The 23,531-nt window shown below is 68.5% G+C and carries 19 protein-coding genes; 6 read left to right on the top strand and 13 right to left on the bottom strand.

The annotated features are described in order from the left end of the window. The first annotated feature begins 53 nt into the window (after nt 1-53). A complete protein-coding gene (locus CHB86_RS01155; protein WP_089230715.1) occupies nt 54-1,229 on the top strand; it encodes a lytic murein transglycosylase in 1,176 nt (391 codons plus the stop codon). A 133-nt stretch (nt 1,230-1,362) separates the two neighbouring features. On the opposite strand, the gene smc is transcribed toward CHB86_RS01155, so the two are convergent. Next, nucleotides 1,363-4,818 (bottom strand): chromosome segregation protein SMC, encoded by a 3,456-nt coding sequence (gene smc, locus CHB86_RS01150; protein ID WP_089230714.1) that lies wholly within the window; start codon nt 4,816-4,818, stop codon nt 1,363-1,365. 311 nt (nt 4,819-5,129) lie between these two features. Between smc and CHB86_RS01145 the strand changes: the two genes are divergently transcribed. Beyond that, nucleotides 5,130-6,341, top strand: coding sequence for a TsoY family (seleno)protein (locus tag CHB86_RS01145; RefSeq protein ID WP_089230713.1), 1,212 nt, complete (start codon nt 5,130-5,132; stop codon nt 6,339-6,341). A gap of 163 nt (nt 6,342-6,504) precedes the next feature. Further along, nucleotides 6,505-7,563, top strand: a complete 1,059-nt coding sequence (locus tag CHB86_RS01140) for an alcohol dehydrogenase family protein (protein ID WP_089230712.1) — start codon at nt 6,505-6,507, stop codon at nt 7,561-7,563. A gap of 43 nt (nt 7,564-7,606) precedes the next feature. On the opposite strand, the gene CHB86_RS01135 is transcribed toward CHB86_RS01140, so the two are convergent. From CHB86_RS01135 to CHB86_RS01090, 11 genes are all read right to left on the bottom strand, one after another. Further along, nucleotides 7,607-7,801, bottom strand: coding sequence for a hypothetical protein (locus tag CHB86_RS01135; protein WP_089230711.1), 195 nt, complete (start codon nt 7,799-7,801; stop codon nt 7,607-7,609). A gap of 166 nt (nt 7,802-7,967) precedes the next feature. Then, nucleotides 7,968-10,979, bottom strand: coding sequence for an error-prone DNA polymerase (locus CHB86_RS01130; protein WP_089230710.1), 3,012 nt, complete (start codon nt 10,977-10,979; stop codon nt 7,968-7,970). A 66-nt stretch (nt 10,980-11,045) separates the two neighbouring features. Beyond that, the gene (locus tag CHB86_RS01125; protein WP_089230709.1) at nt 11,046-11,525 is read right to left on the bottom strand and encodes an RNA pyrophosphohydrolase; all 480 of its coding nucleotides are present in this window, start codon (nt 11,523-11,525) and stop codon (nt 11,046-11,048) included. Nucleotides 11,526-11,626: 101 nt separating this feature from the next. After that, the gene (locus tag CHB86_RS01120) at nt 11,627-12,970 is read right to left on the bottom strand and encodes a S41 family peptidase (protein WP_089230708.1); all 1,344 of its coding nucleotides are present in this window, start codon (nt 12,968-12,970) and stop codon (nt 11,627-11,629) included. A 7-nt stretch (nt 12,971-12,977) separates the two neighbouring features. Beyond that, nucleotides 12,978-14,117, bottom strand: coding sequence for a murein hydrolase activator EnvC family protein (locus CHB86_RS01115; protein ID WP_089230707.1), 1,140 nt, complete (start codon nt 14,115-14,117; stop codon nt 12,978-12,980). Beyond that, nucleotides 14,114-15,643 carry a 2,3-bisphosphoglycerate-independent phosphoglycerate mutase gene (gpmI, locus tag CHB86_RS01110; protein WP_089230706.1) on the bottom strand — a complete coding sequence of 510 codons (1,530 nt, stop codon included), beginning with the start codon at nt 15,641-15,643 and terminating at the stop codon, nt 14,114-14,116. The genes CHB86_RS01115 and gpmI overlap by 4 nt, the downstream gene beginning before the upstream one ends. A 104-nt stretch (nt 15,644-15,747) precedes the next feature. Beyond that, a complete protein-coding gene (locus CHB86_RS01105) occupies nt 15,748-16,518 on the bottom strand; it encodes a YdcF family protein (protein ID WP_176442733.1) in 771 nt (256 codons plus the stop codon). 106 nt (nt 16,519-16,624) lie between these two features. Continuing rightward, nucleotides 16,625-17,095, bottom strand: a complete 471-nt coding sequence (gene rlmH / locus CHB86_RS01100) for a 23S rRNA (pseudouridine(1915)-N(3))-methyltransferase RlmH (RefSeq protein ID WP_089231558.1) — start codon at nt 17,093-17,095, stop codon at nt 16,625-16,627. Beyond that, nucleotides 17,095-17,481, bottom strand: coding sequence for a ribosome silencing factor (rsfS, locus tag CHB86_RS01095; protein WP_245837691.1), 387 nt, complete (start codon nt 17,479-17,481; stop codon nt 17,095-17,097). The genes rlmH and rsfS overlap by 1 nt, the downstream gene beginning before the upstream one ends. A 200-nt stretch (nt 17,482-17,681) precedes the next feature. Further along, nucleotides 17,682-17,828: a hypothetical protein gene (locus CHB86_RS24490; RefSeq protein WP_176442732.1), complete on the bottom strand. Its 147-nt coding sequence runs from the start codon at nt 17,826-17,828 to the stop codon at nt 17,682-17,684. A 112-nt stretch (nt 17,829-17,940) separates the two neighbouring features. After that, complete coding sequence (locus CHB86_RS01090) at nt 17,941-19,287, bottom strand: mechanosensitive ion channel family protein (RefSeq protein WP_245837690.1); 1,347 nt, start codon at nt 19,285-19,287, stop codon at nt 17,941-17,943. Between the two features lie 226 nt (nt 19,288-19,513). Here CHB86_RS01090 and leuC point away from each other — a divergent pair, with 226 nt between their 5' ends. Further along, entirely contained in the window at nt 19,514-20,920 is a 1,407-nt protein-coding gene (leuC, locus tag CHB86_RS01085; protein WP_089230702.1) for a 3-isopropylmalate dehydratase large subunit, read from the top strand. Nucleotides 20,921-20,971: 51 nt separating this feature from the next. Next, nucleotides 20,972-21,496 carry a DUF308 domain-containing protein gene (locus tag CHB86_RS01080; RefSeq protein ID WP_089230701.1) on the top strand — a complete coding sequence of 175 codons (525 nt, stop codon included), beginning with the start codon at nt 20,972-20,974 and terminating at the stop codon, nt 21,494-21,496. A gap of 19 nt (nt 21,497-21,515) precedes the next feature. Here the strand turns inward: CHB86_RS01080 and CHB86_RS01075 are convergent, their stop codons facing one another. Continuing rightward, complete coding sequence (locus CHB86_RS01075) at nt 21,516-22,661, bottom strand: HupE/UreJ family protein (protein ID WP_245837689.1); 1,146 nt, start codon at nt 22,659-22,661, stop codon at nt 21,516-21,518. On the opposite strand from CHB86_RS01075, the gene CHB86_RS01070 reads away from it, so the two are divergent. After that, nucleotides 22,660-23,478, top strand: a complete 819-nt coding sequence (locus tag CHB86_RS01070) for a DUF4198 domain-containing protein (protein WP_089230700.1) — start codon at nt 22,660-22,662, stop codon at nt 23,476-23,478. The two genes, CHB86_RS01075 and CHB86_RS01070, sit on opposite strands and share 2 nt — an antisense overlap. The last annotated feature ends 53 nt before the right edge of the window (nt 23,479-23,531 follow it).

Here is a 23,531-nt window from a genome sequence, read left to right as displayed (position 1 = left end):
CTTGCCCGTGCGGCGCGCTCCGCTAGGGTCCCGGAAACCAGCCCGGAGGCCCCATGCGACTGCCCCTTTCCATCGCCGCACTGATCACCGCCGCCACGTCCGCCAGCGCCGAGGTGCCCTGCGGGGGCAGTTTCGATGCGTTCCGCCAGGCGATGACGGAAGCCGCCGTCGCGGCCGGTCACGATCCGGCCCAGGCGGCGCGCTTCTTCGCCGCCGCCCGCCAGGACCCGGCGGTGCTCAGGGCCGACCAGCGCCAGGGGATCTTCCAACTCCCCTTCACCGAGTTCGCCCGCAAGCTGATCAGCAACAATCGCATCGAGAACGGCCAGACCAATCTCGCCCGCCACCGCGACACTTTCGACCGCGTGCAGCGGACCTATGGCGTCAGCCCCGGCGTCCTCCTCGCCTTCTGGGCGCTGGAGACGGATTACGGCGCCTTCCAGGGCGACTTCAACACCCTGAACGCGCTGATGACGCTCAGCCACGACTGCCGCCGGCCGGAGCTGTTCCAACCACAGGTGATGGCCGCGCTGACGCTCTTCGAGCAGGGCGATTTCGACCCGGCGACGACCACGGGCGCCTGGGCCGGCGAGATCGGCATGGTGCAGATGCTGCCCAGGGACATCCTGGAAAACGGCGTGGACGGAGACGGCGACGGGCATGTCTCGCTCAAGACCTCGGTGCCAGACGCGCTGATGTCGGGCGGCGCGATGCTGCAGGCACTTGGCTGGCGGCCGAACGAGCCCTGGCTGCAGGAAGTCACCGCGCCGGGCGGCCTGAACTGGGCCGAGACCGGGCTCGAGCACCGCAAGACCGTCGCCGAATGGGAGGCGCTCGGGGTGCGGGCCAAGTCGGGAAACCTTGCCCGGGGCGATCTGCCGGCGGCTCTGCTGCTGCCGCAGGGAATCGGCGGCCCGGCCTTCCTCGCCTACCCGAATTTCGACGTCTATTTCGAGTGGAACCAGAGCTTCACCTACGTCCTGACCGCCGCCTATTTCGCCACCCAGCTGGAAGGGGGTCCGGTGTTCGACGCTGGCAACCCGGCGCCTGCGCTCTCCGGCGAACAGATCCAGACGTTGCAGACCCGGCTTCAGGCCCGCGGCCATGACGTGGGCGGGATCGATGGAATCCTCGGCGCGCAGACCCGTGCGGCCGTCCGGTCCGAACAGCTGCGGCTCGGGCTGCCGGCGGACGCCTGGCCGACCGTCGAGCTTCTGAACGCGCTCTGAGTCCGGAAGCGCCCGTTCCGGGCGCTGCCTCCGGCGGGGGTACTTGCACCAAGAAGAAGGACGGCGCGCGCCCTTGTCTTCTTCTTGGCCAAAATACCCGAATCCCGAATTCGCCGCCCGCTCCAAAGGCGGGTCAGGCGACCAGCGCTTCTGCCTTCTTGAGGTCGACCGACACCAGCTGGCTGACGCCTTGCTCCTGCATCGTCACGCCAAACAGGCGGTCCATCCGGCTCATGGTCACCGCGTGGTGGGTGATGATGAGGAACCGGGTGTCGGCGCGCTGCACCATCTCGTCGAGCAGATCGCAGAAGCGGGTGACGTTCGCGTCGTCGAGCGGCGCGTCGACCTCGTCCAGCACGCAGATCGGCGCCGGGTTGGCGAGGAAGACGGCGAAGATCAGCGCCATCGCGGTCAGGGTCTGCTCCCCCCCCGACAGCAGCGAAAGGGTCGAGAGCTTCTTGCCCGGGGGCATGCACATGATCTCCAGGCCGGCGTCGAGCGGGTCCTCGCTCTCCACCAGTTCCAGCTTGGCCTCGCCACCGCCGAAGAGGTGCTTGAAGAGCATGGCGAAGTTGGAATTGACCTCTTCGAAGGCGGTCAGCAGGCGCTCGCGGCCCTCGCGGTTGAGGTTGGCAATGCCGGTGCGCAGGGTGCGGATTGCTTCCTCGAGGTCCTGTTTCTCCTCGACCAGCGTGGCGTGTTCGCCGGCGACTTCCTTGGCGTCTTCCTCGGCGCGCAGGTTGACCGCGCCGAGCGAGTCCCGGGCGCGGCGCAGGCGGGCGATGTCGGCCTCGATCTGCTCGGTCGAGGGCATCTGCTCGGGGTCGGTGTCCAGCTTTTCCAGCAGCGCCTCGGGCGTGGTCTCCAGCTCCTCGCGGATCCAGCTCGCGGCGGCGTCGCGGGTTTCCTGCGCGGCCTCGGCGCGGGCCTGGGCGGCGGCGCGGTGCTCGCGGGCGGCGCCGGCGGCCTTCTCGGCCTCGCGCTCGGCGCGTTCGGCGTCGCGGAAGGCGGTCTCGGCCAGCGCCAGCGCGTCGGCGGCGGCGCGGCGGCGGGCTTCGGCGGCTTCCAGCCCCTCGGCGAGCTTCTCGCGGCGGGCGATGATGTCGTCCGGAGCAGCGCGAGCCACGTCCAGCTCGGCCTCGGCGGCATCGCGGCGGGCTTCGAGATCGCGGGTGCGGGACTCGGCGTTCTCCAACCGCTGGCGCCAGCCGCCGATGTCCTTCAGGATCTCCTTGATGCGGCGCTCGCGGGCTTCGCCGACCCGGCGCAACTCGTCCTGCGCGGCGCGGGCGGCCATCATGTCGCGCCGCGATCCTTCGACCTCGGTCTTGGCGCGCTCGATGCCGAGCCGGGCCTCCGAAAGGTCGGGCAGCTCCTCGCGGGCGGCGCGCGCCTCTTCCAGGCGAATGCGGGCGTCGGCGGCCTCTTCCTCGTGGCGGGCGACGGCGAGTTCGGCGGCTTCCAGCCGGGTCTCGGCCATGGCGCGGTCGTTCTCGGCGCGCGACAGGTTGCGCGAGGCGTTGGCGACCGCGATGTCGGCCTGCTTGCGCGCTTCGCGGGCGCGGCGGTCGGCGTCGGTCAGGTCCTTCAGGCGCTGGTGCAGCACCTCGTGGGCCTGCGCCGCCCCTTCGGCCTTGGCGGAGGCCTCTTCGAGGTCGCGCTTGAGTTCCACCAGCCGGTTCAGCTGCTGCAGGCGCAGCGCGGCGGCGGAGGGCGCATCCTCGGCGCCGGCGCGGAAGCCGTCCCACCGCCAGAGATCGCCTTCAAGGCTGACCAGCCGCTGGCCGGGCTTCAACGCGGCCTGGAGGCGCGCTCCGTCCTCGGCCGCAACCACGCCAACCTGCGCCATGCGGCGGCCCAGCACGCCGGGAACCTCCATCCGGCCGGCAAGCGACTCCACGCCCTCGGGCAGCGGCTGCGGCGTTTCGTAGGGCGGCAGCAGCGCCCAGCCGGACGCGGCGTCGGCACCGACCTCGGGCGCGCGCAGGTCATCGGCGAGCGCGGCGCCGAGCGCCTTTTCGTAGCCGGTATCGACACGCAGGTGATCGAGCACCTGGTCGCCGGCCCCGGCATCGCGTTCGACAAGGCGGGCAAGGGCCCCGACTTCGGCGCGCAGCGCCTGGGTCTCGCCTTCGGCAGCGGAACTCGCGGCGCGGGCCTCGGCCTCGCGGGCGGCGCAATCGGCGCGGGCAGCGTCGGCTTCGGCCAGCGCGACCTCGGCGGCTTCGGCGGCCTCGGCGGCAGCGTCCTGTTCGGCCTCGGCGGTCTCGGCGGCCTCGGCGGAGGCGGCGAGCACACCGCGGGCGTGATCGGCAGTCGCGGCGGCCTTGCGGGCTTCCTCCTCGTGCCGCAGCACGGCCTTGTCGGCGTCGCTCTCCATCCGCTCGGCGGATTGGTGGCGCGCGGCGAGGCGGGCGACGTCCTCGGTCTGCTGAGCCAGTTCGCTCTCGCGTCCCTGCAGGTTGGAGGCGGCGATCCGGGCAGCCTCGACGGCCGCGGCAAGCTTCTCCTCGTGGCCCCGGTTCGCACCTTCGAGCTCGGCCTGCTCGGCCTCGAGGCGGGAGATCGTCTCTCCGGCGTCACGGTTCAGGCCGCTCTCACGCTCCATGTCCTTGGACATCTGGGCGATCTGGCGTTCGAGGGTCTCGATAGCGGCGGTGGCGCGGGCCTCTTCCTCGCCGATCGCGCCCAGCTCCACCTGCAGGCGCTGCAGGACCGCGGCGGCGATGGCCTCCTCCTCGCGCAGCGGCGGCAGCGCCTCGTCGGCGGCCTCGCGCATCCGGCCGGTTTCCAGCGCCAGGCGCTCGGCCTGGGCGGCGGCGGTGGTGCGCTCCCGCAATTCGGTCCGCGCGGCCTCCAGGGCGTCCATCGCCTCGCGCCAGCGCCGGTAGAGCAGCAGCCCCTCGGCGTGCCGAAGCTCGGAGCCGATGGTGCGGTAGCGGGCGGCCTGCTTGGCTTGCCGGGCGAGCTGCGCCAGTTGGCCGGCGAGCTGTTCGACCACGTCGTCGACGCGCGACAGGTTCTGCTCGGCGGCGTTCAGCTTGAGCTCGGCCTCGTGGCGGCGCTGGTAGAGGCCGGAGATGCCCGCGGCCTCTTCGAGGATGCGCCGCCGCGCCTTGGGCTTGGCATTGATCAGCTCGCTGATCTGGCCCTGACGGACCAGCGCCGGCGACTGGCTGCCGGTGGAGGCGTCGGCAAAGAGCATCTGGACGTCGCGCGCCCGCACGTCCTTGGTGTTGACCTTGTAGGCGGAGCCGGCGTCGCGGGTGATGCGCCGGACGATCTCCACCATGTCCTGGTCGTTGAAGCCCGAGGGCGCGAGCCGCTCGCTGTTGTCGATGGTCAGGCAGACCTCGGCGAAGTTGCGCGCCGGCCGGGTCGAGGCGCCGGCAAAGATCACATCTTCCATGCCGCCGCCGCGCATCGCCGTGGGGCGGTTCTCGCCCATCACCCAGCGGAGCGCTTCGAGCAGGTTGGACTTGCCGCAGCCGTTCGGACCGACGACGCCGGTCAGCCCGTCCGCGATCAGCAGATCGGTCGGGTCGACGAAGCTCTTGAAGCCGTTGAGGCGGAGCCTTGTGAAGCGCACGGGGCCGGATCCTGTTCGAGTCGCGGGGTGGAGCACAGTCTTGCATCCGCGACCACAAAGTCAAGACGAAGCCCCAGCATCTGGGTCACCGCCGGCAGTTTTCCACAACATATGCCGATTTCGGGGCGCCTGCTACCCTGCCCCGTCGATGTCGGTTTCCGCGATGGCCGCCGGAATCCGCCTGAGTTCAACGCCTTGGGGTGCCGCTTGCGGGCGCCGGGGCAAACTGAACCGATCAGTTCATTTTTGCTTGAAATGCACGCCCTCCCGTGATTTCATATTCACATACTCGAATTTGATGGAGAGAATCGATGTCCTCGTCCACACGCCCTGCCGACAACTACTCACCGCTCTACTTCCTCGCCTCGCTCGGCGCTGGCGGCTTGTCCGTGTCGTTCTTCATGTACCTGTTCTTCTGGGTGCCGCACCCGGGCGTGCCGGTGCCGACCTTCGAGCACATCTGGGCCGCGCTCACCACCGGCGGCGCAATCCAGCAGGCGGCGATCCTCGTGGCCTGGATCGGGATCGCGGTTTTCGTCTTCCTTAACCTGAAATACCTGGTCTGGAACCTGCGCGCCTTCTCGGCCTTCCGCCGGACCGAGGCCTTCGAGCGCCTTCGCAACTCCAACGGCGAGACCTCGATCCTCGCAATGCCCCTGGCGCTGGCGATGGCGGTGAACGGCATGTTCGTGGCCGGGCTCGCCTTCGTGCCCCAGCTCTGGAGCATCGTGGAGTATCTCTTTCCCTTCGCCATGATCGCGTTCCTGCTGATCGGCCTGCAGGCGCTTGGCTATATCGGCGATTTCCTCGGCCGGGTGTTGGCCAAGGGCGGGCTCTTCGACGTCACCGCGCACAACTCCTTCGCCCAGCTCCTGCCGGCATTCGCGCTGGCGATGGTGGCGGTGGGCTTTGCCGCGCCGGCCGCGATGAGCCACAACACGGTGATCGCCGGGATCGCGCTGATCGGGTCGACCTTCTTCGGCTTCGCCTCGGTCATCTATACCGTCGTCGCCGCGATCACCGCCTTCAACTCGATGCTGCATCACGGCACCGCGCGCGAAGCCGGGCCGACGCTGATGATCGTCGTGCCGATCATGACGGTGCTGGGGATCATGTTCCTGCGCCAATCGCACGGCATGCATGTGACCTTCGACGCCCATTCGGCGCCGGTCGAGACGCTGGTCTTCCTGACCCGGCTGATGACGGTCCAGATCATCTTCCTCTCGCTCGGACTGCTCGTGCTGCGCCGCCAGCACTACTGGAACGACTTCGTCTTCGGCTCCAAGACCTCGCCGGGTTCATACGCGCTGGTCTGCCCCGGCGTCGCGCTCTCGGTCATGCTGCACTTCTGGCTGAACAAGGGGCTCGTGGCCTCGGGGATCGTTGACAAGTACTCGCTGGCCTATCTCGCCATCTCGGCCATCGCGGTGGCCCTGCAGGTCGCGATGATCGCCCTAGTGGTCCGGCTCAACCGGCAGCATTTCGGCAAGAGCCACCCGGGCGCGGCGGTGCCGGCCGAATAACCCGCTCACGCGCGGCACGGACAGGACGGGCGGCCCGCGGGTCGCCCGTTTTGCTGCCCGCTCCCTTACGATGTTCTATCCTGCATTTTCCGGGCCTTGGGGGGTCGCATCCCGCAGCGGCCTCCGCTAGCCTCGGTCGGACCGGCAGCGAGAGGAGCGTGCGATGGAACCGATCCCCGACCGTATGAGAGCCGTGTGCCTGACGGGCCACGGGGGCCCCGAGGCGCTCTCCTTTCGAACCGACGTTCCGGTGCCGAAGCCGGTCCGGGGCGAGGTCCTGGTCCGGGTGCACGCCGCCGGCGTCAACAACACCGATATCAACACCCGCGTCGGCTGGTACTCCAAGCGAGACAACGACGCGGCGGATGCGGGCTGGACCGGCAAGGCGCTCCAGTTCCCGCGCATCCAGGGCGCGGATGTCTGCGGCGAGATCGTCGCCGTCGGCACCGGCGTGCCGCACAGCCGCATCGGCGAGCGCGTTCTCGTCGAACCGAGCCTCCGCGAGGCCGGCGGGCGGATGCTGGAGCAGCCGTGGTACTTCGGCTCCGAGGTCGACGGGGGCTTTGCGGAGTTCACCGTGGTCGCCTCCCGCCATGCCCATGCCGTGCGCAGCCCGCTGAGCAGCGTCGAGCTCGGCTCCTTTCCCTGCTCCTATTCCACCGCCGAGAACATGCTCACCCGCGCAAGCGTCTGCGAAGGCGACCGGGTTCTGGTGACCGGCGCCTCGGGCGGCGTGGGGTCGGCGGCCGTGCAACTCGCCAAGGCGCGGGGCGCGCATGTGATCGCGGCGACCAGCTCCAGCAAGGCGGCCGCGCTGAGCCAGATCGGCGCCGACGAGACGGTGGCCCGCGATGCCGACAGCCTGAAGGCGCTCGGCGAGAACTGCGTGGACGTGGTGATCGACCTCGTCGCCGGCCCGGACTGGGCGCTTATGCTGGACGTGCTGCGCCCGGGCGGGCGCTATGCGGTGTCGGGCGCGATCGCGGGCCCGATGGTGACGCTGGACGTGCGCACGCTGTACCTGAAGGATCTCAGCCTGTTCGGCTGCACGGTGCTCGACCCGGATGTGTTTCCCAACCTGATGGACCACATCGAGGCCGGCCGGATCGCCCCCCTCGTGGCGCGGGTCTTTCCGCTGGAGGAGATCGGTGCGGCGCAGGAGGCCTTCGAGGCCAAGGCGCATATCGGCAAGATCGTTCTGGCCGTGAACGAGGAGACGTGAGCCGGAGGCGTCCGGCGCACGTCGTTGTTCCGAGCGAAGGCTCTCAGAGATACAGGCCGGGGTTCTGTGCCCGCTTCTTTTCCTTCTCGGCGTTGAGGCGGCGCAGCGTGTGCTCCATGTTCTCGGCGGCTTCGGGGACCTTCTCGTGCCGGTCCTCTCCCGCCTTCGCGGCGGCCTTCACAGCCTTGTCCGCGTCCTTCTTCGCCTTTTTCGCACCCTTGTTTGGCTTGCTCGTCATGGCCTCCTCTCCACCAGCATGACAATCCGAGTCGGGTCTTGCGTGTCGCACGGGATCCGATGCCTCACAGGCTGCCGCGTCGCGAAGGCCATCCCAATGATCTGGATCAAGGCTTTGCCCGGACGGGCCGCGCAGCGCACCGACCGGGGCAATGATAGCAAGCGGATCAGCGCTCGGGAACGGATTTCGGAGGCGGCAGCGGCGCCCTGCGGCCGGGGGTCAGCCGCGACCGCAGCAGCGCCAGCGGGTGGGCCCGCAGGGTGAGCCGCATGGAGACGTAATCCTCCACCACCTGCTCGCCGAGCGTCATCTCCGGCAGGTGGGCCGCGGGCTCCACGATCCCCTCGCCCTCCAGCCCGCCGGCGAAGAGCGGCAGCGGTCGCGCCGCCCGAAGCGCCCGCGCCTCCCACAGCGCCTCGCGCCGGCTCAGGCCGATATCGGCAAAGGCATCGGCCTCGGCCAGCACTTCCAGCAGGTTGGGCGGGGTGCCGGCGCGGCGCCAGACCTCCTCCAGCGCGAGGTAGCCGTTGCCGCGGGCGGCGGCGATCCAGCCCGCCTCCTCCTCCCGCATCGCCTTGATCTGCCGGAACCCGAGCCTGAGCGCCAGCCCGCCGCGCCCGTCGGGTTCCAACACGTTGTCCCAGTAGGAGGCGTTGATCGAGACCGGCAGCACCGTCACCCCGTGCTCGCGCGCATCGCGGACGATCTGCGCCGGGGCGTAGAATCCCATGGGCTGCGAATTCAGCAGGGCGCAGGCAAAGACGCCGGGATGGTGCCGCTTGAGCCAGGCCGAGGCATAGACCAGCAGGGCAAAGCTCGCGGCGTGGCTTTCGGGGAAGCCGTAGGAGCCGAAGCCTTCGATCTGGCTGAAACAGCGGGCGGAGAAGTCCTCATCGTAGCCGTTGGCGCGCATTCCGGCCATGAAGCGGTCGTGGAACTCGCTGACGTTGCCGTGCTTCTTGAAGGTCGCGAGCGAGCGGCGCAGCCGGTCCGCCTCTTCCGGCGTGAAGCCCGCGCCGACGATGGCGATCTGCATGGCCTGCTCCTGGAAGAGCGGCACGCCGAGGGTCTTGGCCAGCACCGCGCCGAGGGCGTCGGAGGGGAAGCGCACCTCCTCCTCGCCGTTGCGGCGCCGGATGTAGGGATGGACCATGTCGCCCTGGATCGGGCCGGGGCGGATGATCGCCACCTCGATCACCAGGTCGTAGAAGCAGCGCGGCCGCATCCGTGGCAGGAAGTTCATCTGCGCCCGGCTCTCGACCTGGAAGACGCCAAGACTGTCGGCCTTGCAAAGCATGTCGTAGGTCGCCGGGTCCTCGGGCGGCAGGGTGGCGAGCGTGTAATCGAGCCCATGATGCTGCTCCAGCAGGTCGAAGGCCTTGCGGATGCAGGTCAGCATGCCGAGCGCGAGGATATCGACCTTGAGGATGCCGAGGGTGTCGATGTCGTCCTTGTCCCAGGGGATGACCGTGCGATCCTCCATCGTGGCGTTCTCCACCGGGCAGAGCTCGTCCAGCCGGCCCTCGGTGACGATGAAGCCGCCGACATGCTGGCTGAGGTGGCGCGGGAAGCCCTGGATCTCGGCGATCAGGCGCATGGTCTGGCGCAGGCGGCGGTCGGTCGGGTCGAGCCCGATCTCGCGCATCCGCGCATCCTCCATCCCCTTCATGTTGCCCCAGCCCCAGATCTGGCTGGAGAGCGCGGCGACGGTGTCCTGGCTGAGCCCCATCGCCGCCCCCACCTCCCGCACGGCCCGCTTGCCCCGGTAATGGATCACGGTGGCGCAGAGCCCGGCCCGGTGGCGGCCGTAGCGCTCGTAAATGTGCTGGATCACCTCCTCGCGGCGCTCGTGCTCGAAGTCGACGTCGATGTCGGGCGGCTCGCCGCGGGCCTCGGAGACGAAGCGCTCGAAGACCATGGTACCGATCTCCGGGCTGACGGAGGTGACGCCGAGCGCGTAGCAGACCACCGAATTGGCGGCCGACCCCCGCCCCTGGCAGAGGATATTGCGCGAACGGGCAAAGGCCACGATGTCGTGCACGGTCAGGAAATAGGGCGCGAAGCCGAGCTTTGCGATCAGCGCGAGTTCGTGCTCGAGCTGCGCCTTGACCTTGGGCGGCGCACCGGAGGGGTAGCGCCAGCGCAGCCCTTCGCGGGACAGCCGCTCCAGCCGGCCATCCGCGCTCTCGCCGCCCGTGACCTCGGACGGGTACTCGTAGCGCAGCGCGTCGAGGCTGAAACGGCAGCGCGCGGCGACCTGACCGGTCCGGTCCACCGCCGCCGCGTGGGGCCCGAGCATCTGCCGCATCTCGGCCTCCGTGCGCAGGCGGCACTCGCCATTGGCCAGCGCCGCACGGCCCAGCTGCTCGATCCGGCAGCCGGTGCGGATCGCGGTGAGCACATCGGCCATCTGGCGGCGGCGGCCGTGGTGCATGCGCGGCTCGGCAGAGGCGATTGTGTCGACCCCGAGCCGCTCGGCCAGCCGCGCCAGCCAGTCGAACCGCGCGGCATCCTGGCCGTCGTAGCGCGGCGCCATCACCAGGTGCACGGACCCGCCGAAGCGGCGCGTCAAACGCTCCGCCCGTGACAGCCACGCGCCCGCGCCGCCCGAATCCGGCGGCGCGCCTGGAGAGGTCCCGGGGTGGAGAAGCAGCTCCATCCCCTCCCCCCATTCCAGCAGGTCCTCCAGCCGCAGCAGGCATCCCCCCTTCTCGGCCCGGAGCCGGCCCAGCGAGATCAGCCGGCAAAGCCGCCCCCAGGCCGCCCGGTCGCGCGGCAGCGCGGTGACTGAAACCCCGTCCTCCAGCACGATCCGCGCGCCGGGGATCAGCCGCGGAACATTGCGGATGGCGAGCGAGGGCGGGGCCGGCAGATGCGCGGGCCGTGGCGGCCCGATCGGGCCATCCGCCGCCTCCGCCGCCCGCCGCTCCGCCACGATGCGCGCGATCTCCCGCGCCTGCGCATGGGCCCGCACGATCCCGGCCACCGAGTTCTCGTCCGCGATCACCAGCGCCGCCAGCCCGGTCAGGGCCGCGCGTTCCATGTATTCCTCCGGGTGCGAGGCGCCGGTCAGAAAGGTGAAGTTGGAGGTGGCCGAGAGTTCCGCGAAGCCCGCACCGAGATCGCCCTCGGGCGGAGATGGATCAGAACCAGAGATATGGGGCGGCGAGTCAGGCATCCCATCATTTTATTCCCGTTTTGTTCTCTTTCGAAGCGGGAATCTCGGCGCGCCACGCAGGCGGGATCAGATATGCTCGGAGAAGGCCTCGACCACGGCCTCGTAGACCGCGCGCTTGAAGGGGACGATGTTCTCGACCAGCTCGCTGGCGGGGAGCCAGCACCATTCGGAGAACTCGGGATGATCTGTCTCGATCCGGATCTGGTCGTCGCTGCCAAGGAAGCGGCAGAGGATCCATTTCTGCTCCTGGCCGCGGTACTTGCCCTTCCAGACCTTGCCGACCAGTTCGGCGGGCAGGTCGTAGCGGACCCAGTCCTCGGTTTCCGCCACGCATTCGACGAGGTCGGCGGTCACCCCGGTTTCTTCCCAGAGCTCGCGCAGGGCCGCCTCGCGCGGGCTCTCGCCCTTGTCGATGCCGCCCTGGGGCATCTGCCAGGCGGGCACGTCGCTGTCCTTGCGCTGGCCGACGAAGACATGGCCCTCGGCGTTGACGAGCATCACGCCGACGCAGGGGCGATAGGGGAGCTTTGCGGGATCCTTGGTCATGCCGTCTTATCCGGGGCGGTGCGGCCGAGCGCAAGGGGCTGCGGAGGTGCCGGAAAAGCAAAGGGCGGCCGAAGCCGCCCCTCGTCCGGGTTGTCTCCCCGTCACTCCGACGGATCGAAGGCCGAGAGGCCCTTGAGGATGTCGATGGCGTAGGCCAGCTGGTAATCCTCCTCGCGCAGGGCGGCGGCGTCCTCGACCTTCTGGCGCTCTTCCTCGATCTGGCGGCGCTCGTCCTCGGTCAGGCTGTCGTTTTCCAGACGGCCGCGCAGGTCCGCCTCGGAGCGGGAGAAGCGGTTCACGGCCTCGTTCTCCTCCTCCTCTTCGGAGGCCGGGCGGTTCGGCGGCTGCTGCACGACGATGTCCGGCGAGACGCCGAGCGCCTGGATCGAGCGGCCGGAGGGCGTGTAGTAGCGGGCGGTGGTGAGCCGCATCGCGCCGTCGCCCTTCAGCGGCATGACCGTCTGCACCGAGCCCTTGCCGAAGCTCTTGGTGCCGACGACGATGGCGCGGCGGTGATCCTGCAGCGCGCCGGCGACGATCTCGGAGGCGGAGGCGGAGCCGCCGTTGATCAGCACCACCACCGGCTTGCCCTCTGCGAGGTCGCCCTCGGTGGCGTTGTAGCGGTCGCCGTCCTGCGGGTCGCGGCCGCGGGTGGAGACGATCTCGCCCTTGTCGAGGAAGCCGTCGGACACCTTGATCGCCTGGGTGAGCAGGCCGCCCGGGTTGTTGCGCAGGTCGAGCACGAAACCGTTGACGTTGTCCATGCCGCCCAGCTCTTCGACCGCTTCCTTCAACCCTTCCTCGAGGTTGGGGTAGGTCTGGTCGTTGAAGGTGGTGATCCGAAGGACCACGGTGTCGCCCTGGGTGCGGGTGCGAACGGCGGTGAGCTTGATCGTGTCGCGGATGATGGTCACGTCGAAGGGCTCGTCCACGCCCTCGCGGACCACGGTGATGAGGATCTCGGAGCCGACCGGGCCGCGCATCATGTCCACGGCCTCGTCGAGGGTCAGGCCGAGTACGCTCTCGCCGTCGACATGGGTGATGAAGTCGCCGGCCTCGATGCCGGCCTCGTCGGCGGGCGTGTCGTCGATCGGGGAGACGACCTTCACGAAGCCCTCTTCCTGGGTCACCTCGATGCCGAGACCGCCGAATTCGCCGCGGGTCTGCACGCGCATGTCGTCTGCGTCGTCGGGGGAGAGGTAGCTGGAATGCGGGTCGAGCGAGACCAGCATGCCGTTGATCGCCGCCTCGATCAGGTCGCGCTCGTCGACCTCCTCGACATATTGCGCGCGGATCCGTTCGAAGATGTCGCCGAACAGGTCGAGCTGTTCGTAGATGGAACTGTTCCTGTCGGCTTCCTGGGCGATCAGCGGACCGGCTACCTGGGTGGTCACGACCGTGCCTGCCACTATGCCGCCCACTGCGGCCATCACGAACTTCTTCATGCGGTCCTCATTGTCCTTGTGTCGGGGTGAACCACTCAGCCGGGTCCACCGGGGCCTCGCCCAGTCTCAGCTCCATATAAAGCGTCTCGCTGCGCCCGACGCCACCACTCTCTTGCATCTCCTGCGGTTCTTCCGCAACCGCCGGAACATTCGGCGGCGCTTCGCCCATCAGGCCCAGGGGGGCACCGGCGACCACGAGCTCGCCTGCCTCACCATAGACCGTTCCCATGCCGGCAAGCACCACAAGAGTGTCATTGGCCGGCTCAAGGATCATCACGTTTCCGTAGTCCAGCAGCGGCCCGACATAACGGATGGTGGCCTCGGCCGGGGCGGTGACCAGCGCGCCGGGGCGGGTGGCGAGCACCAGGCCGGGGCGGGTGACCCCGGCGGCATCGGTCGCGCCGAAGCCATGCAGCACCACGCCCTGCACCGGATAGGGAAGCTGGCCCCTGAGCGCGGCGAAGTCGGGATTCTCGGACGGGCCGAGCGCCAGCGTGCCGAGCCCGGCGGCGAAGGCGTCGATGGTCTCGGCCGTGGCGAGCAGGCGGCGCATCCGCTCGGGATCGGCGGTGAAGCGCCGCGGCAGGTCGGTGCGGTCGGCCATTGCCTGCGACAGGGCGGTGCGGGCCTCCTGCGCGCCCTTCAGCCCGGCCGTCACGGCCTCCTCCGCCTCCTCCCGAAGCGCCTGCAGGACCGCGATCTCGGTCAGCGAGGCGCGCAGGCTCTCGACCTGGCCCTGGATCTCCGGGGTGAGGTCGCGCAGCATCATGCCCGAGCGGGCCATGCCGACCGGACCGGTGGGGTGGAGCAGCAGCAAGGGGGCGGGCGAGCGCTCGATGGAGGTCAGCGCACCGAGCAGCTGGGAAATCTCCGCGTCGCGGGCATCGAGCTGCTCGGTCAGCAGACGCTCCTGGCGCGCCGCCTGGCGCATACCCGCGCGCAGGGCGGCCAGCCCCTCCTCGTAGGCCTGAACGGTCTGGGTCAGGGCGCGCACCCGGTCGCGGGCGCCGCCCGCGGCCTCCAGCGACCGCGCCGCCGCCTCGAGCTGCTCCGCCGCCTGGCGGGCAATGACGGCGGGATCGGTCTCGGCCGTGGCCGCACCGGCAAGGCAGGCAAGCGATGCGGCCAGCAGCAGGCGCCGGATCATGCGTCGATCAGGCTTTCGCCGGTCATTTCCTCGGGCTGCGGCAGGCCCATCAGCGCGAGGATCGAGGGCGCAACGTCGGCCAGCTTGCCGTCGTGCAGCTTGGCACCCTCGGGACCGTTGAACAGGATCACCGGCACGAGGTTGGTGGTGTGGGCGGTGTGCGGCCCGCCATCCTCGGCGATCATGGTCTCGCAATTGCCGTGGTCGGCGATCACGATCATCGCGCCGCCCACCTTCTCCAGTGCCGCGACAACCTTGCCCAGCCCCTCGTCCACCGCCTCGACGGCCTTCTCCGCGGCTTCGAGGATGCCGGTATGGCCGACCATGTCGGGGTTGGCGTAGTTGGTGACGATCAGGTCGTAGCCCTTCTCGATGGCCTCGACGAATTTCTCCGTCACCTCCGGGGCCGACATCTCCGGCTGCAGGTCGTAGGTCGCCACCTTGGGCGACTTGGGCATGAAGCGGTCCTCGCCGGGATAGGGCGTTTCCACCCCGCCGTTCAGGAAGAATGTGACATGCGGGTATTTCTCGGTCTCGGCCAGGCGGAACTGCGTCTTGCCCTGCTTGGAGACCCACTCGCCAAGGGTGTTCACGATGTCCTGGGCGGGGAAGATCACCTCCATGAACTCGTTGTGGCGGTCGGAATACTCGACCATGCCGCAGATCGCGCCCCACTGGGGCCGGGCGGAGGCGTCGAAGTCGTCGAACTCGGGATCGGCCAGCGCGGAGAGGATCTCGCGGGCGCGGTCGGCGCGGAAATTCAGGAACAGCAGGCCGTCGCCGTCCTTGGGCTGGGTGTAGCCCTTGATCCGGGTGGCCTTGACGAATTCATCGGTCTCGCCGCGGGCATAGGCGGCTTCACAGGCGGCGCGGCCGCTTTCGGCCTCGTTCTCGGCCTTGCCGGAGGCGATCAGGTCGAAGCCCTGCTGCACGCGCTCCCAGCGGTTGTCGCGGTCCATGGCAAAGTAGCGCCCGATCAGCGAGCCCACATGCGCGCCCTCGGGCAGCGCCTCCTCGAAGCTGCCGACCTGCCCCGCGCCCGATTTCGGCGCCACGTCGCGGCCGTCGGTCAGGGCGTGGATCTGCACCGGAACGCCGGCGCCGGTGATGACCCGCGCGGCCTCCAGTATGTGATCCTGGTGCGAATGTACGCCGCCGGGCGAGACCAGCCCCGACAGATGCGCGGTGCCGCCGGTTTCCTTGAGCCTGGCGATGAAGCCCTGCAGCGCTTCGCGGGCGGCGAAGCTTCCGTCCTCGATCGCCAGGTCGATCTGGCCGAGGTCCATCGCGACCACCCGGCCCGCACCGATGTTGGTATGCCCGACCTCGGAATTGCCCATCTGCCCTTCCGGCAGGCCGACCGCATTGCCGAAGGTCACCAGCGTTGCGTTCGGGCAGGTCGCCATCAGCCGGTCGAAGGTGGGCGTCTTGCCCAGCACCGGGGCGTTGCCCTCTTCCTCGGGCGGGCGCGTACCGATGCCCCAGCCATCGAGAATGCACAGAACGACAGGTTTGGGAATGCTCATGCGGAGGTCTCCTTGGTTGCGCCTTTGGTAGTGCTGTTAGCGCCGGAATGGAACCGATAGAGCGCCGCAGGCAGGGCAATCCGCGCACCCGCGCGGCGCATGGCTCAGCGGCCGGTCACGCCATAGGCGACAAGGCCGATGTATTCGCGCAGGCCGATCCCGAGCAGGTCCAGGTTCTGGGTGAAGTTCCATCCCAGAAGCGGATCCTTGCGCCCCCTGAAATCGACCGGCCAGGGCACCACGCCGGTCCAGCCGGCGCGCTCGAAACTGCGCAGCGCCCGCGGCATGTGAAAGCCCGAGGTGACCAGCACCCAGCTCTGCGCCGGCTCAGGCTGGATCATCTCGTAGCTCAGGGCGGCGTTCTCCGCGGTGTTGCGCGAGGCGGTCTCGAAGCTGAGGCGCTCCATGTCGAGCCCGGTGCGCTCGAAGAAGAGCCGGGCGGACCGGGCATGGACCCCGGGCGCGTCGAGCGCGTCCTTCAGCGCACCGCTGCCGCCGACATAGATCACCCGCGCCTCTGGATGGCGCAGGGCGAGCGCAAGCGCCTCGATATAGCGCTCGCCGCCATCGCCGACCTGCGGCTGGCCGAAACGCGGCGCCCATTCGCCGCCACCAAGGACAATGATCCCGTCCACGCGCCCCAGCGACGGGTTCGCCGGGTAGCGTTTCTCCAGCGACGTGACCACCCGGCCACCGAGCGGCAGGGCGCCGATGGCGAGCACCAGCCCGAGCGTCGCCGCGGTCCAGAACCGGGCGGCGCGAAGCCGCTCCCGCCAGACCGCGAGGCAGCTCAGCCCGGCACCGATCAGGATCCAGGTCTCCGGCTTGAGAAGCGCCCATACGAGCTTGGAGAAAATAAAGAAAATCGTATCCACTGGCAAACCGTCCTGACGCTGCGCGATGGCGCAAAGAAATGTCCGCCCCGTGTAACACTGTCGCGACGCCAGGCGCCACGCCGCCCTCGGGTGACGTTACGCAGCCCTAGGCGCGGTGATAGGGGGCGCCGGCCAGGATCGAGACGGCGCGGTAGATCTGCTCCGAGAGCATCACCCGCACCAGCATGTGCGGCCAGACCATCTTGCCGAAGGAAAGGGTGAAATCGGCCTCGGCGACCAGCTCCGGGTCGATCCCGTCAGCGCCGCCAATGACAAAGGCGATGTCCTGCGTGCCGGTGTCGCGCCAGTCGGCGATGCGCTGCGCGAAATCGGGTGAGCCGATCACCTTGCCGCGCTCGTCGAGGCAGACCAGACGCGCGCCCCGGGGCAGCGCCTTGCGGATCAGCGCGGCCTCCCCGGCCTTGCCGCCGCCCTTGCGGTCGTCGACCTCGATCACCGAGGCGGAGCTTATCCCCAGCGGCCGACCGCTACGTTCGGCACGCTGGAGGTAATCGGACACGAGCGACAGCTCGGGCCCCGGTCGGAGGCGTCCGACCGCAACGATCGACAGACGCATCAGGACGTGGGCGTCGCCGTTCCGGAGGTGCCCGCGGGCATCCACATCTTCTCGAGCTGGTAGAACTCGCGCACCTCGGGCCGGAAGACGTGGACGATCACGTCGCCGGCGTCGATCAGCACCCAGTCTCCGGCATCCTTGCCCTCGACCTTCGACGAGATCCCGAAGTCGGCCTTGAGCCGCTCCACGAGCTTGTCCGAGATCGACGCGACCTGACGCGAGGAACGGCCGGAGCACACGACCATGTGATCGGCCATCTCCGTCTTGCCGCGCAGGTGGATCACGACCACGTCCTCGGCCTTGTCTTCGTCGAGAGAGAAAAGGATGCGTTCAAGCAGTGCGTCGCTCGTGGCGAGGGTCCGGTTGAACTCGTTCGGCACGCTCATGGGTGCCACTTCTGCCGCCGTTTGCGTGGCGACCTCCGCTTGGTGAGACAGGACATTGCCCTCCGTAAATGGCGCCGACTGCGTCCCGGCGCTGGACGTGATGCCACGATAGCATCCAATCGGCGATGGCTCAACGACGGCGCGCCCGACACCGAAATCCGGCATCCGCAGCCGTCTTCAGGCCTGCCGCACCGGCGAAATCAGTTGGCGAGACCGCTTTGGATATCGGGCGGGAAGTCGATCCATACAGGCTGCATGCGATCCTCGGCCGTGGCCTCGAAGGCGACGGCGAGCAGGAAAAGCGCTGCGATCAACGCGATATGAACGTTCATATAGACCCGGGACATGGGCGTAACTCTCGATGTGACGGCGGTTCTGTTCGGCGAAACCGTTAAGAAAGCTCTCCGACAAAAAGAATCAAGCCCTGCGACAATCTGTCGGCGGAATTGTTCCTGCGGCTCAGGCGGAGGGTGGCGCATCCGCAACAGGGGCGTGGCCAAGCAGGCGGACCTCGCGCTGCGGGAAGGGAATTTCGATGCCCTCGGCCTCGAACGCGTCCCAGAGCGCGAGGTAGACGTCGCCCCGTACGTTGGTCAGCCCCTTCGTCGGGTCGGTGATCCAGAATCGCAGCACGTAGTCGATGGAGCTCTCGCCGAAATTGGTGATGTGGCAGACCGGGTTGCGGGTCTGGACGACGCGCCCGACCGAGAGCGCCGCCTCGATCGCGGCGGCACGGACCTTGCGGGGATTGCTGCCGTAGGCGGCGCCGAAAGTGATGTCGAGCCGGACGAACTCGTCGGAATGGGTCCAGTTGACCACCTGCCCGGTGATCAGATCCTCGTTCGGGATCAGGTATTCCCGCCCGTCCCGGGTCACCACCGAGACGTAGCGCGCGCCGAGCGACTGGATCCATCCGAAGGTCTCGCCCAGAGAGATCACGTCGCCGGGCTTCACCGACTTGTCCATCAGGATGATGATGCCCGACACGATGTTGGACACGATCTTCTGGAGCCCGAAGCCGATGCCGACGCCGATCGCACCGGAGAGCACCGTAAGCCCCGTCGGATCGAAGCCCACCGCCCGCAGCCCGAGGAAGATCGCCGAGACATAGAGCAGCGCCTGCAGGATCTTGGTCAGCAGCACGCCGAGCGTGGGCGAGATGTCCTGGCTTTCGCGGATCCGGCGGCTCAGGGCGTTGGAGAGCAGCCGCGCCAGGAAGACCAGCGTGCCCACGATCACCAGCGCCTTGAGAATGCTCAGAAGCGACAGCCGGAACGACTGGATCTCGAGCCCGATCGAGTCGAGCAGCGAGAAGGTGTCGTCGAGCAGGCCGGTGAAATAGAGGGTGGCATAGATCCACGCGGCCCAGGAAACGATCCGCCGGGTCAGCGGATTGCCGATGAACGGGGTCGCGATCCCGATCAGCAGCCAGGCCAGCGAGATGGTCCCGACCACCACGAGGATGTAGCTTCGGGAGGGGAAGAGGCCCATGATCTCGCGCATCACGAAGATCGCCGCCCAGCAGAGCGCCACGAAGGTGATGAGCGCGATCCGCCGCTGCAGGATGACGAGGAAACGCAACTGGCCCTTGCTGAGCCCTTCCATCTCGCGAATCCGCTCGCGAACCCGTTCCGCAAACAGCCATCGGGCCAGCAGCGAGAGCAGGATCAGCACGACGATCAGGCCGATCTGGAAGAGTCGCGAGGGCAGCAGCATAAGGCGGGCCGAAAGCCCCAACTGACGCGCCAGCGCCTGCACCTCGAGGAGAAATGCCTGGATATCCTGCTCCATGAGGCAGGATTGCATGCGAAATCGGCACCGCGCAATGCCCAAGCCCTTGCGGCGAAGGGCGAGTGATTGTACCGGAAGGCGCATGGCAAAGACTGTCGACATGGATGACCACGCGCGCCTGCCCTGGCGTTTCCACGGCCTCGAAGGCCGCGCCACCGCGCACCTATGATTGCCGCCCGCATCGACTGCGGCGCCGCAATCCCCATGTCTTCATCACATACCCCGAACGGGAGATTCCCAAATGACCGCCCCCAAGACCCTCTATGACAAGATCTGGGACGCCCACGTTGCCCACGAGGCCGACGACGGCACCTGCCTGCTCTACATCGACCGCCACCTCGTGCACGAGGTGACGAGCCCGCAGGCCTTCGAGGGGCTGCGCATGGCGGGCCGCAAGGTGCACGCGCCGGACAAGACCATCGCCGTGCCGGACCACAACGTGCCGACCACGCCGGACCGCGAGCAGGGCATCAAGAACGAGGAGAGCCGCATTCAGGTCGATGCGCTCGACAAGAACGCGCGGGACTTCGGGATCAACTATTACCCGGTCAACGACATCCGCCAGGGCATCGTGCACATCGTCGGCCCCGAGCAGGGCTGGACGCTGCCTGGCATGACCGTCGTCTGCGGCGACAGCCACACCGCGACCCACGGCGCCTTTGGCGCGCTGGCGCACGGGATCGGCACCTCGGAGGTGGAGCACGTGCTGGCCACCCAGACGCTGATCCAGAAGAAGTCCAAGAACATGAAGGTGGAGATCACCGGCCAGCTGCGGCCGGGCGTCACCGCCAAGGACATCACCCTCGCCGTGATCGGCAAGACCGGCACCGCCGGCGGCACCGGCCACGTGATCGAGTATTGCGGCGAGGCGATCCGCTCGCTGTCGATGGAAGGCCGGATGACCGTCTGCAACATGGCGATCGAGGGCGGTGCCCGCGCCGGCCTGATCGCGCCGGACGAGACCACCTTCGAATACATCAAGGGTCGTCCGCACGCGCCCAAGGGCGGGCAATGGGAACTGGCGCTCGAATGGTGGAAGACGCTCTTCACCGACGAGGGCGCGCATTTCGACAAGGTTGTGACGATCCGCGGCGAGGACATCGCCCCCGTCGTGACCTGGGGCACCTCCCCCGAGGACGTGCTGCCGATCACCGACAAGGTCCCCGCCCCCGAGGATTTCGCCGGCGGCAAGGTCGAGGCCGCGCGCCGCTCGCTGGAGTACATGGGTCTGAAGCCCGGCACCCCTCTGTCGGAGATCGCCATCGACGCCGTGTTCATCGGTTCCTGCACCAACGGCCGGATCGAGGACCTTCGCGCCGCCGCCGCCATCGTGAAGGGCAAGAAGATCGCCGAGGGCGTCCGTGGCATGGTCGTGCCGGGCTCCGGCCTCGTGCGCGCCCAGGCTGAAGAGGAAGGCCTCGCCGAGATTTTCCAGGAGGCCGGCTTCGAATGGCGCATGGCGGGCTGCTCGATGTGCCTGGCCATGAACCCCGACCAGCTCGCGCCGGAAGAGCGCTGCGCCTCGACCTCGAACCGCAACTTCGAGGGGCGCCAGGGCTTCAAGGGCCGCACCCACCTGATGAGCCCGGCGATGGCCGCGGCAGCCGCGGTCACTGGGAGGCTGACAGACGTCCGTGACCTGATGTAAGAAGGGGTCATTCGAGCATGAATTGATCCGGGCATATCAAGGGGAAGCGGCATGAGTGAATGGGCGAGGTGGCTTCTCCTTGGGTGCCTGTCGATCCTGTTCGGCGCCCTGGCGCTGGCCAATGCGGTGGCGGTCTCCTTCGGGATCACCATCGTCACGGGCTCGCTGCTGATCCTCGCCGGGCTCATCCAGGTCGGCATCGGCTTCAAGGACGATGGCGGCCTGAACAAGGCCATCTCCATTATGCTCGGCCTGCTTGTTGCCGTTCTGGGCCTGTCCTTCGTGCGCAACCCGTTCGAGGGCATGATGTCCCTCACGCTGGTCATCACGCTGTTCATCGGCGCGGCCGGCGTGTTGCGGCTGTTCTGGGCGTTTCAGATGCGCCAGACGCGGTTCTTCTGGATGATGCTGCTGTCGGGATCGCTGTCGATCCTGCTGGCGGGGTTCATCTTCGCCAATTTCGAACAGGCCTCGGCGCGCCTGCTCGGCATCCTTCTAGGCATCGAACTGCTGTTCAACGGGCTGGCGCTGGTGGTGCTGGCGCTGTTCCTGCGGACCCGGCTCGACAACCTCTGACGCCCGGCCGCCCCGCTCCCTAGAGCCCCAGCACGCGCTGCAACGTCCACCAGGCGCCCACGAGGGCGATGGCGGCGGAAGCCGGGATCGCGATCACGCCGCGGTACCAGCTTTGCTGTCCGAACGGCAGGCCGACCAGCAGGAAGGCCACGAGGATCACCGCCAGCTGGCCGAATTCCACGCCGACGTTGAACCCGATCAGCCCGGTCACGAAGCGTCCCGCCTCCATGCCCACGTCGCCAAGCACCGAGGCAAACCCGAGCCCGTGCAGCAGGCCGAAGCCGAACACCACCGCGATCCGGGCCCAGCCGATCCGCCCGCCGACGATGTTTTCCAAAGCGATGTAGACGATGGACGCCGCAATGAGCGGTTCGACCACCGAGGCGGGGACCGAGACGATCCCGAGGCTGGCGAGCGCCAGCGTCGTGGTATGGGCCAGGGTGAAGGCCGAAACCTGGAACAGGAGCGGCCGGAGGTGCAGCGAGAAGAAGAACAGCCCGAGCACGAAGAGGATATGGTCGAGCCCCTTCGGCACGATGTGCTCGAAGCCCGAGACGACGTAGCGGGAGAACACCGGCCAGACACCCTCGTTCACGAGGTCCTCGCGCGGCAACGGGGCGCTGACGTCGCCGCCTTGCAGGATCGCCGAATAGGCAGTCTCGCCGCCGCCGACCTGCCGGATCACCAGCGGCCCGTTGCCCGCGGCCCAGCCCACGGTGACAGGCGTGCCGTCATCGGGCAGAGCCGCCTCGATCTCGAGCGTGGAGTCGCGCGGCAGGGCGGTGTCGCCAATCTCCGGGATCCGGACCGAGATCAGCCCAGGGGTCAGCGGCGTTTCTCCCGCCGACAGCAGGAAGCTCTCCGACAAGGCCGGCCAGGCCTCCCGGAAGGCTGCGTCCAGCGCCTCGGGCGGCATTTCGCGCAGCCTGTCATGGTATCCCGAGAGCGGGGAGTCGTTGGTGTCCTCGAGCCCCGCCAGGCTCATGCCCGCGACCAGCGGCTCAAGGGTCAGGCGGATGACGATGTTCACCCGGTCCGCCCCCACCTCCACATCCGCCACCGCAGGCCGCACCTCGTGTGCCTGTGCCGGATGCAGCAGTCCCATTGACAGGGCGCAGATCAGCAACAGGTTCCGTGTCATAACGGCGAAGGATCGAATAGACATGCGCACCCTGACCTTCCTCTTCACCTGCTGCCTCGGCCTCGCCGCAGCGCCATCGCTCAGCCATGAATTCTGGATCGCGCCCGAGCAATATCAAGTCGATGCACGCGCGGTGATCCGCGCCGACCTCCGCGTGGGACAGGAATTCACGGGCTCTACCATGATCTTCAATCCCGACGAGTTCGCGCGGTTCGACCTGATCCGGGACGGCGCGGCAACGCCGGTGTCCGGGCGGCTTGGAGACCTGCCCGCTCTGACGCACGCCGCCGGCGCCCCCGGGCTCGTCGTCGTGGTGCACGAAACGCAAGACCGCGTGGTCACCTACAAGGATTGGGAGCAGTTTCGCCATTTCGTCGAGGAAAAGGATCTCGGGCCGGCGCTGGAGAGCCACCGGCAGCGCGGATTGCCGGACGCCGGCTTCGGCGAGAGCTACCGGCGCTTCGCCAAATCCCTGGTGGCAGTCGGCGATGGCGCGGGGGCCGACCGACGGGTCGGGCTGAACATGGAGATCGTGGCGGAAGCGAACCCCTACACCGACCGGCTGGAAGGCGGCATGCCGATGCGGGTCTTCCTCGACGGCGCGCCCCGCGGCAATGCGCAGCTCGAGCTGTTCGAGCGCGACGCGGAGGGCGCGGTCACGTTGAGCCTGCATCGGACCGATGCGGAGGGGCGGGTCACTGTGCCGGTCACGCCGGGCGCCGCGTATCTCGCCAACAGCGTCGTGCTCCGCACGCTCGACAACGACGCGGCAGACGCCGGACCGGTCTGGCATACCGACTGGGCCTCGCTGACCTTCGCCGTTCCCGACGCGCCCCGCTGACACACGCCTCGCTTGCCCCCAAGGCCCGCCTGCGGTAAGCCCCGGCAACCCAT

It is taken from the genome of Tropicimonas sediminicola (assembly GCF_900188335.1).
In the GTDB taxonomy this organism is placed as follows: domain Bacteria; phylum Pseudomonadota; class Alphaproteobacteria; order Rhodobacterales; family Rhodobacteraceae; genus Tropicimonas; species Tropicimonas sediminicola.
This window is presented reverse-complemented; position numbering and strand designations above follow the sequence as displayed.

Excerpts from the sequence above, each read along its gene's own strand:
- CHB86_RS01130 (WP_089230710.1), bottom strand. The coding sequence starts at position 10,979 with ATGCCTGACTCGCCGCCCCATATCTCTGGTTCTGATCCATCTCCGCCC.
- CHB86_RS01090 (WP_245837690.1), bottom strand. The coding sequence starts at position 19,287 with ATGCAATCCTGCCTCATGGAGCAGGATATCCAGGCATTTCTCCTCGAG.
- leuC (WP_089230702.1), top strand. The coding sequence starts at position 19,514 with ATGACCGCCCCCAAGACCCTCTATGACAAGATCTGGGACGCCCACGTT.
- CHB86_RS01115 (WP_089230707.1), bottom strand. The coding sequence starts at position 14,117 with ATGATCCGGCGCCTGCTGCTGGCCGCATCGCTTGCCTGCCTTGCCGGT.
- CHB86_RS01140 (WP_089230712.1), top strand. The coding sequence starts at position 6,505 with ATGGAACCGATCCCCGACCGTATGAGAGCCGTGTGCCTGACGGGCCAC.
- CHB86_RS01135 (WP_089230711.1), bottom strand. The coding sequence starts at position 7,801 with ATGACGAGCAAGCCAAACAAGGGTGCGAAAAAGGCGAAGAAGGACGCG.
- rlmH (WP_089231558.1), bottom strand. The coding sequence starts at position 17,095 with ATGCGTCTGTCGATCGTTGCGGTCGGACGCCTCCGACCGGGGCCCGAG.
- CHB86_RS01145 (WP_089230713.1), top strand. The coding sequence starts at position 5,130 with ATGTCCTCGTCCACACGCCCTGCCGACAACTACTCACCGCTCTACTTC.
- CHB86_RS01075 (WP_245837689.1), bottom strand. The coding sequence starts at position 22,661 with ATGTCTATTCGATCCTTCGCCGTTATGACACGGAACCTGTTGCTGATC.
- CHB86_RS01125 (WP_089230709.1), bottom strand. The coding sequence starts at position 11,525 with ATGACCAAGGATCCCGCAAAGCTCCCCTATCGCCCCTGCGTCGGCGTG.
- CHB86_RS24490 (WP_176442732.1), bottom strand. The coding sequence starts at position 17,828 with ATGTCCCGGGTCTATATGAACGTTCATATCGCGTTGATCGCAGCGCTT.
- CHB86_RS01070 (WP_089230700.1), top strand. The coding sequence starts at position 22,660 with ATGCGCACCCTGACCTTCCTCTTCACCTGCTGCCTCGGCCTCGCCGCA.
- CHB86_RS01120 (WP_089230708.1), bottom strand. The coding sequence starts at position 12,970 with ATGAAGAAGTTCGTGATGGCCGCAGTGGGCGGCATAGTGGCAGGCACG.
- gpmI (WP_089230706.1), bottom strand. The coding sequence starts at position 15,643 with ATGAGCATTCCCAAACCTGTCGTTCTGTGCATTCTCGATGGCTGGGGC.
- CHB86_RS01155 (WP_089230715.1), top strand. The coding sequence starts at position 54 with ATGCGACTGCCCCTTTCCATCGCCGCACTGATCACCGCCGCCACGTCC.
- rsfS (WP_245837691.1), bottom strand. The coding sequence starts at position 17,481 with ATGAGCGTGCCGAACGAGTTCAACCGGACCCTCGCCACGAGCGACGCA.
- CHB86_RS01080 (WP_089230701.1), top strand. The coding sequence starts at position 20,972 with ATGAGTGAATGGGCGAGGTGGCTTCTCCTTGGGTGCCTGTCGATCCTG.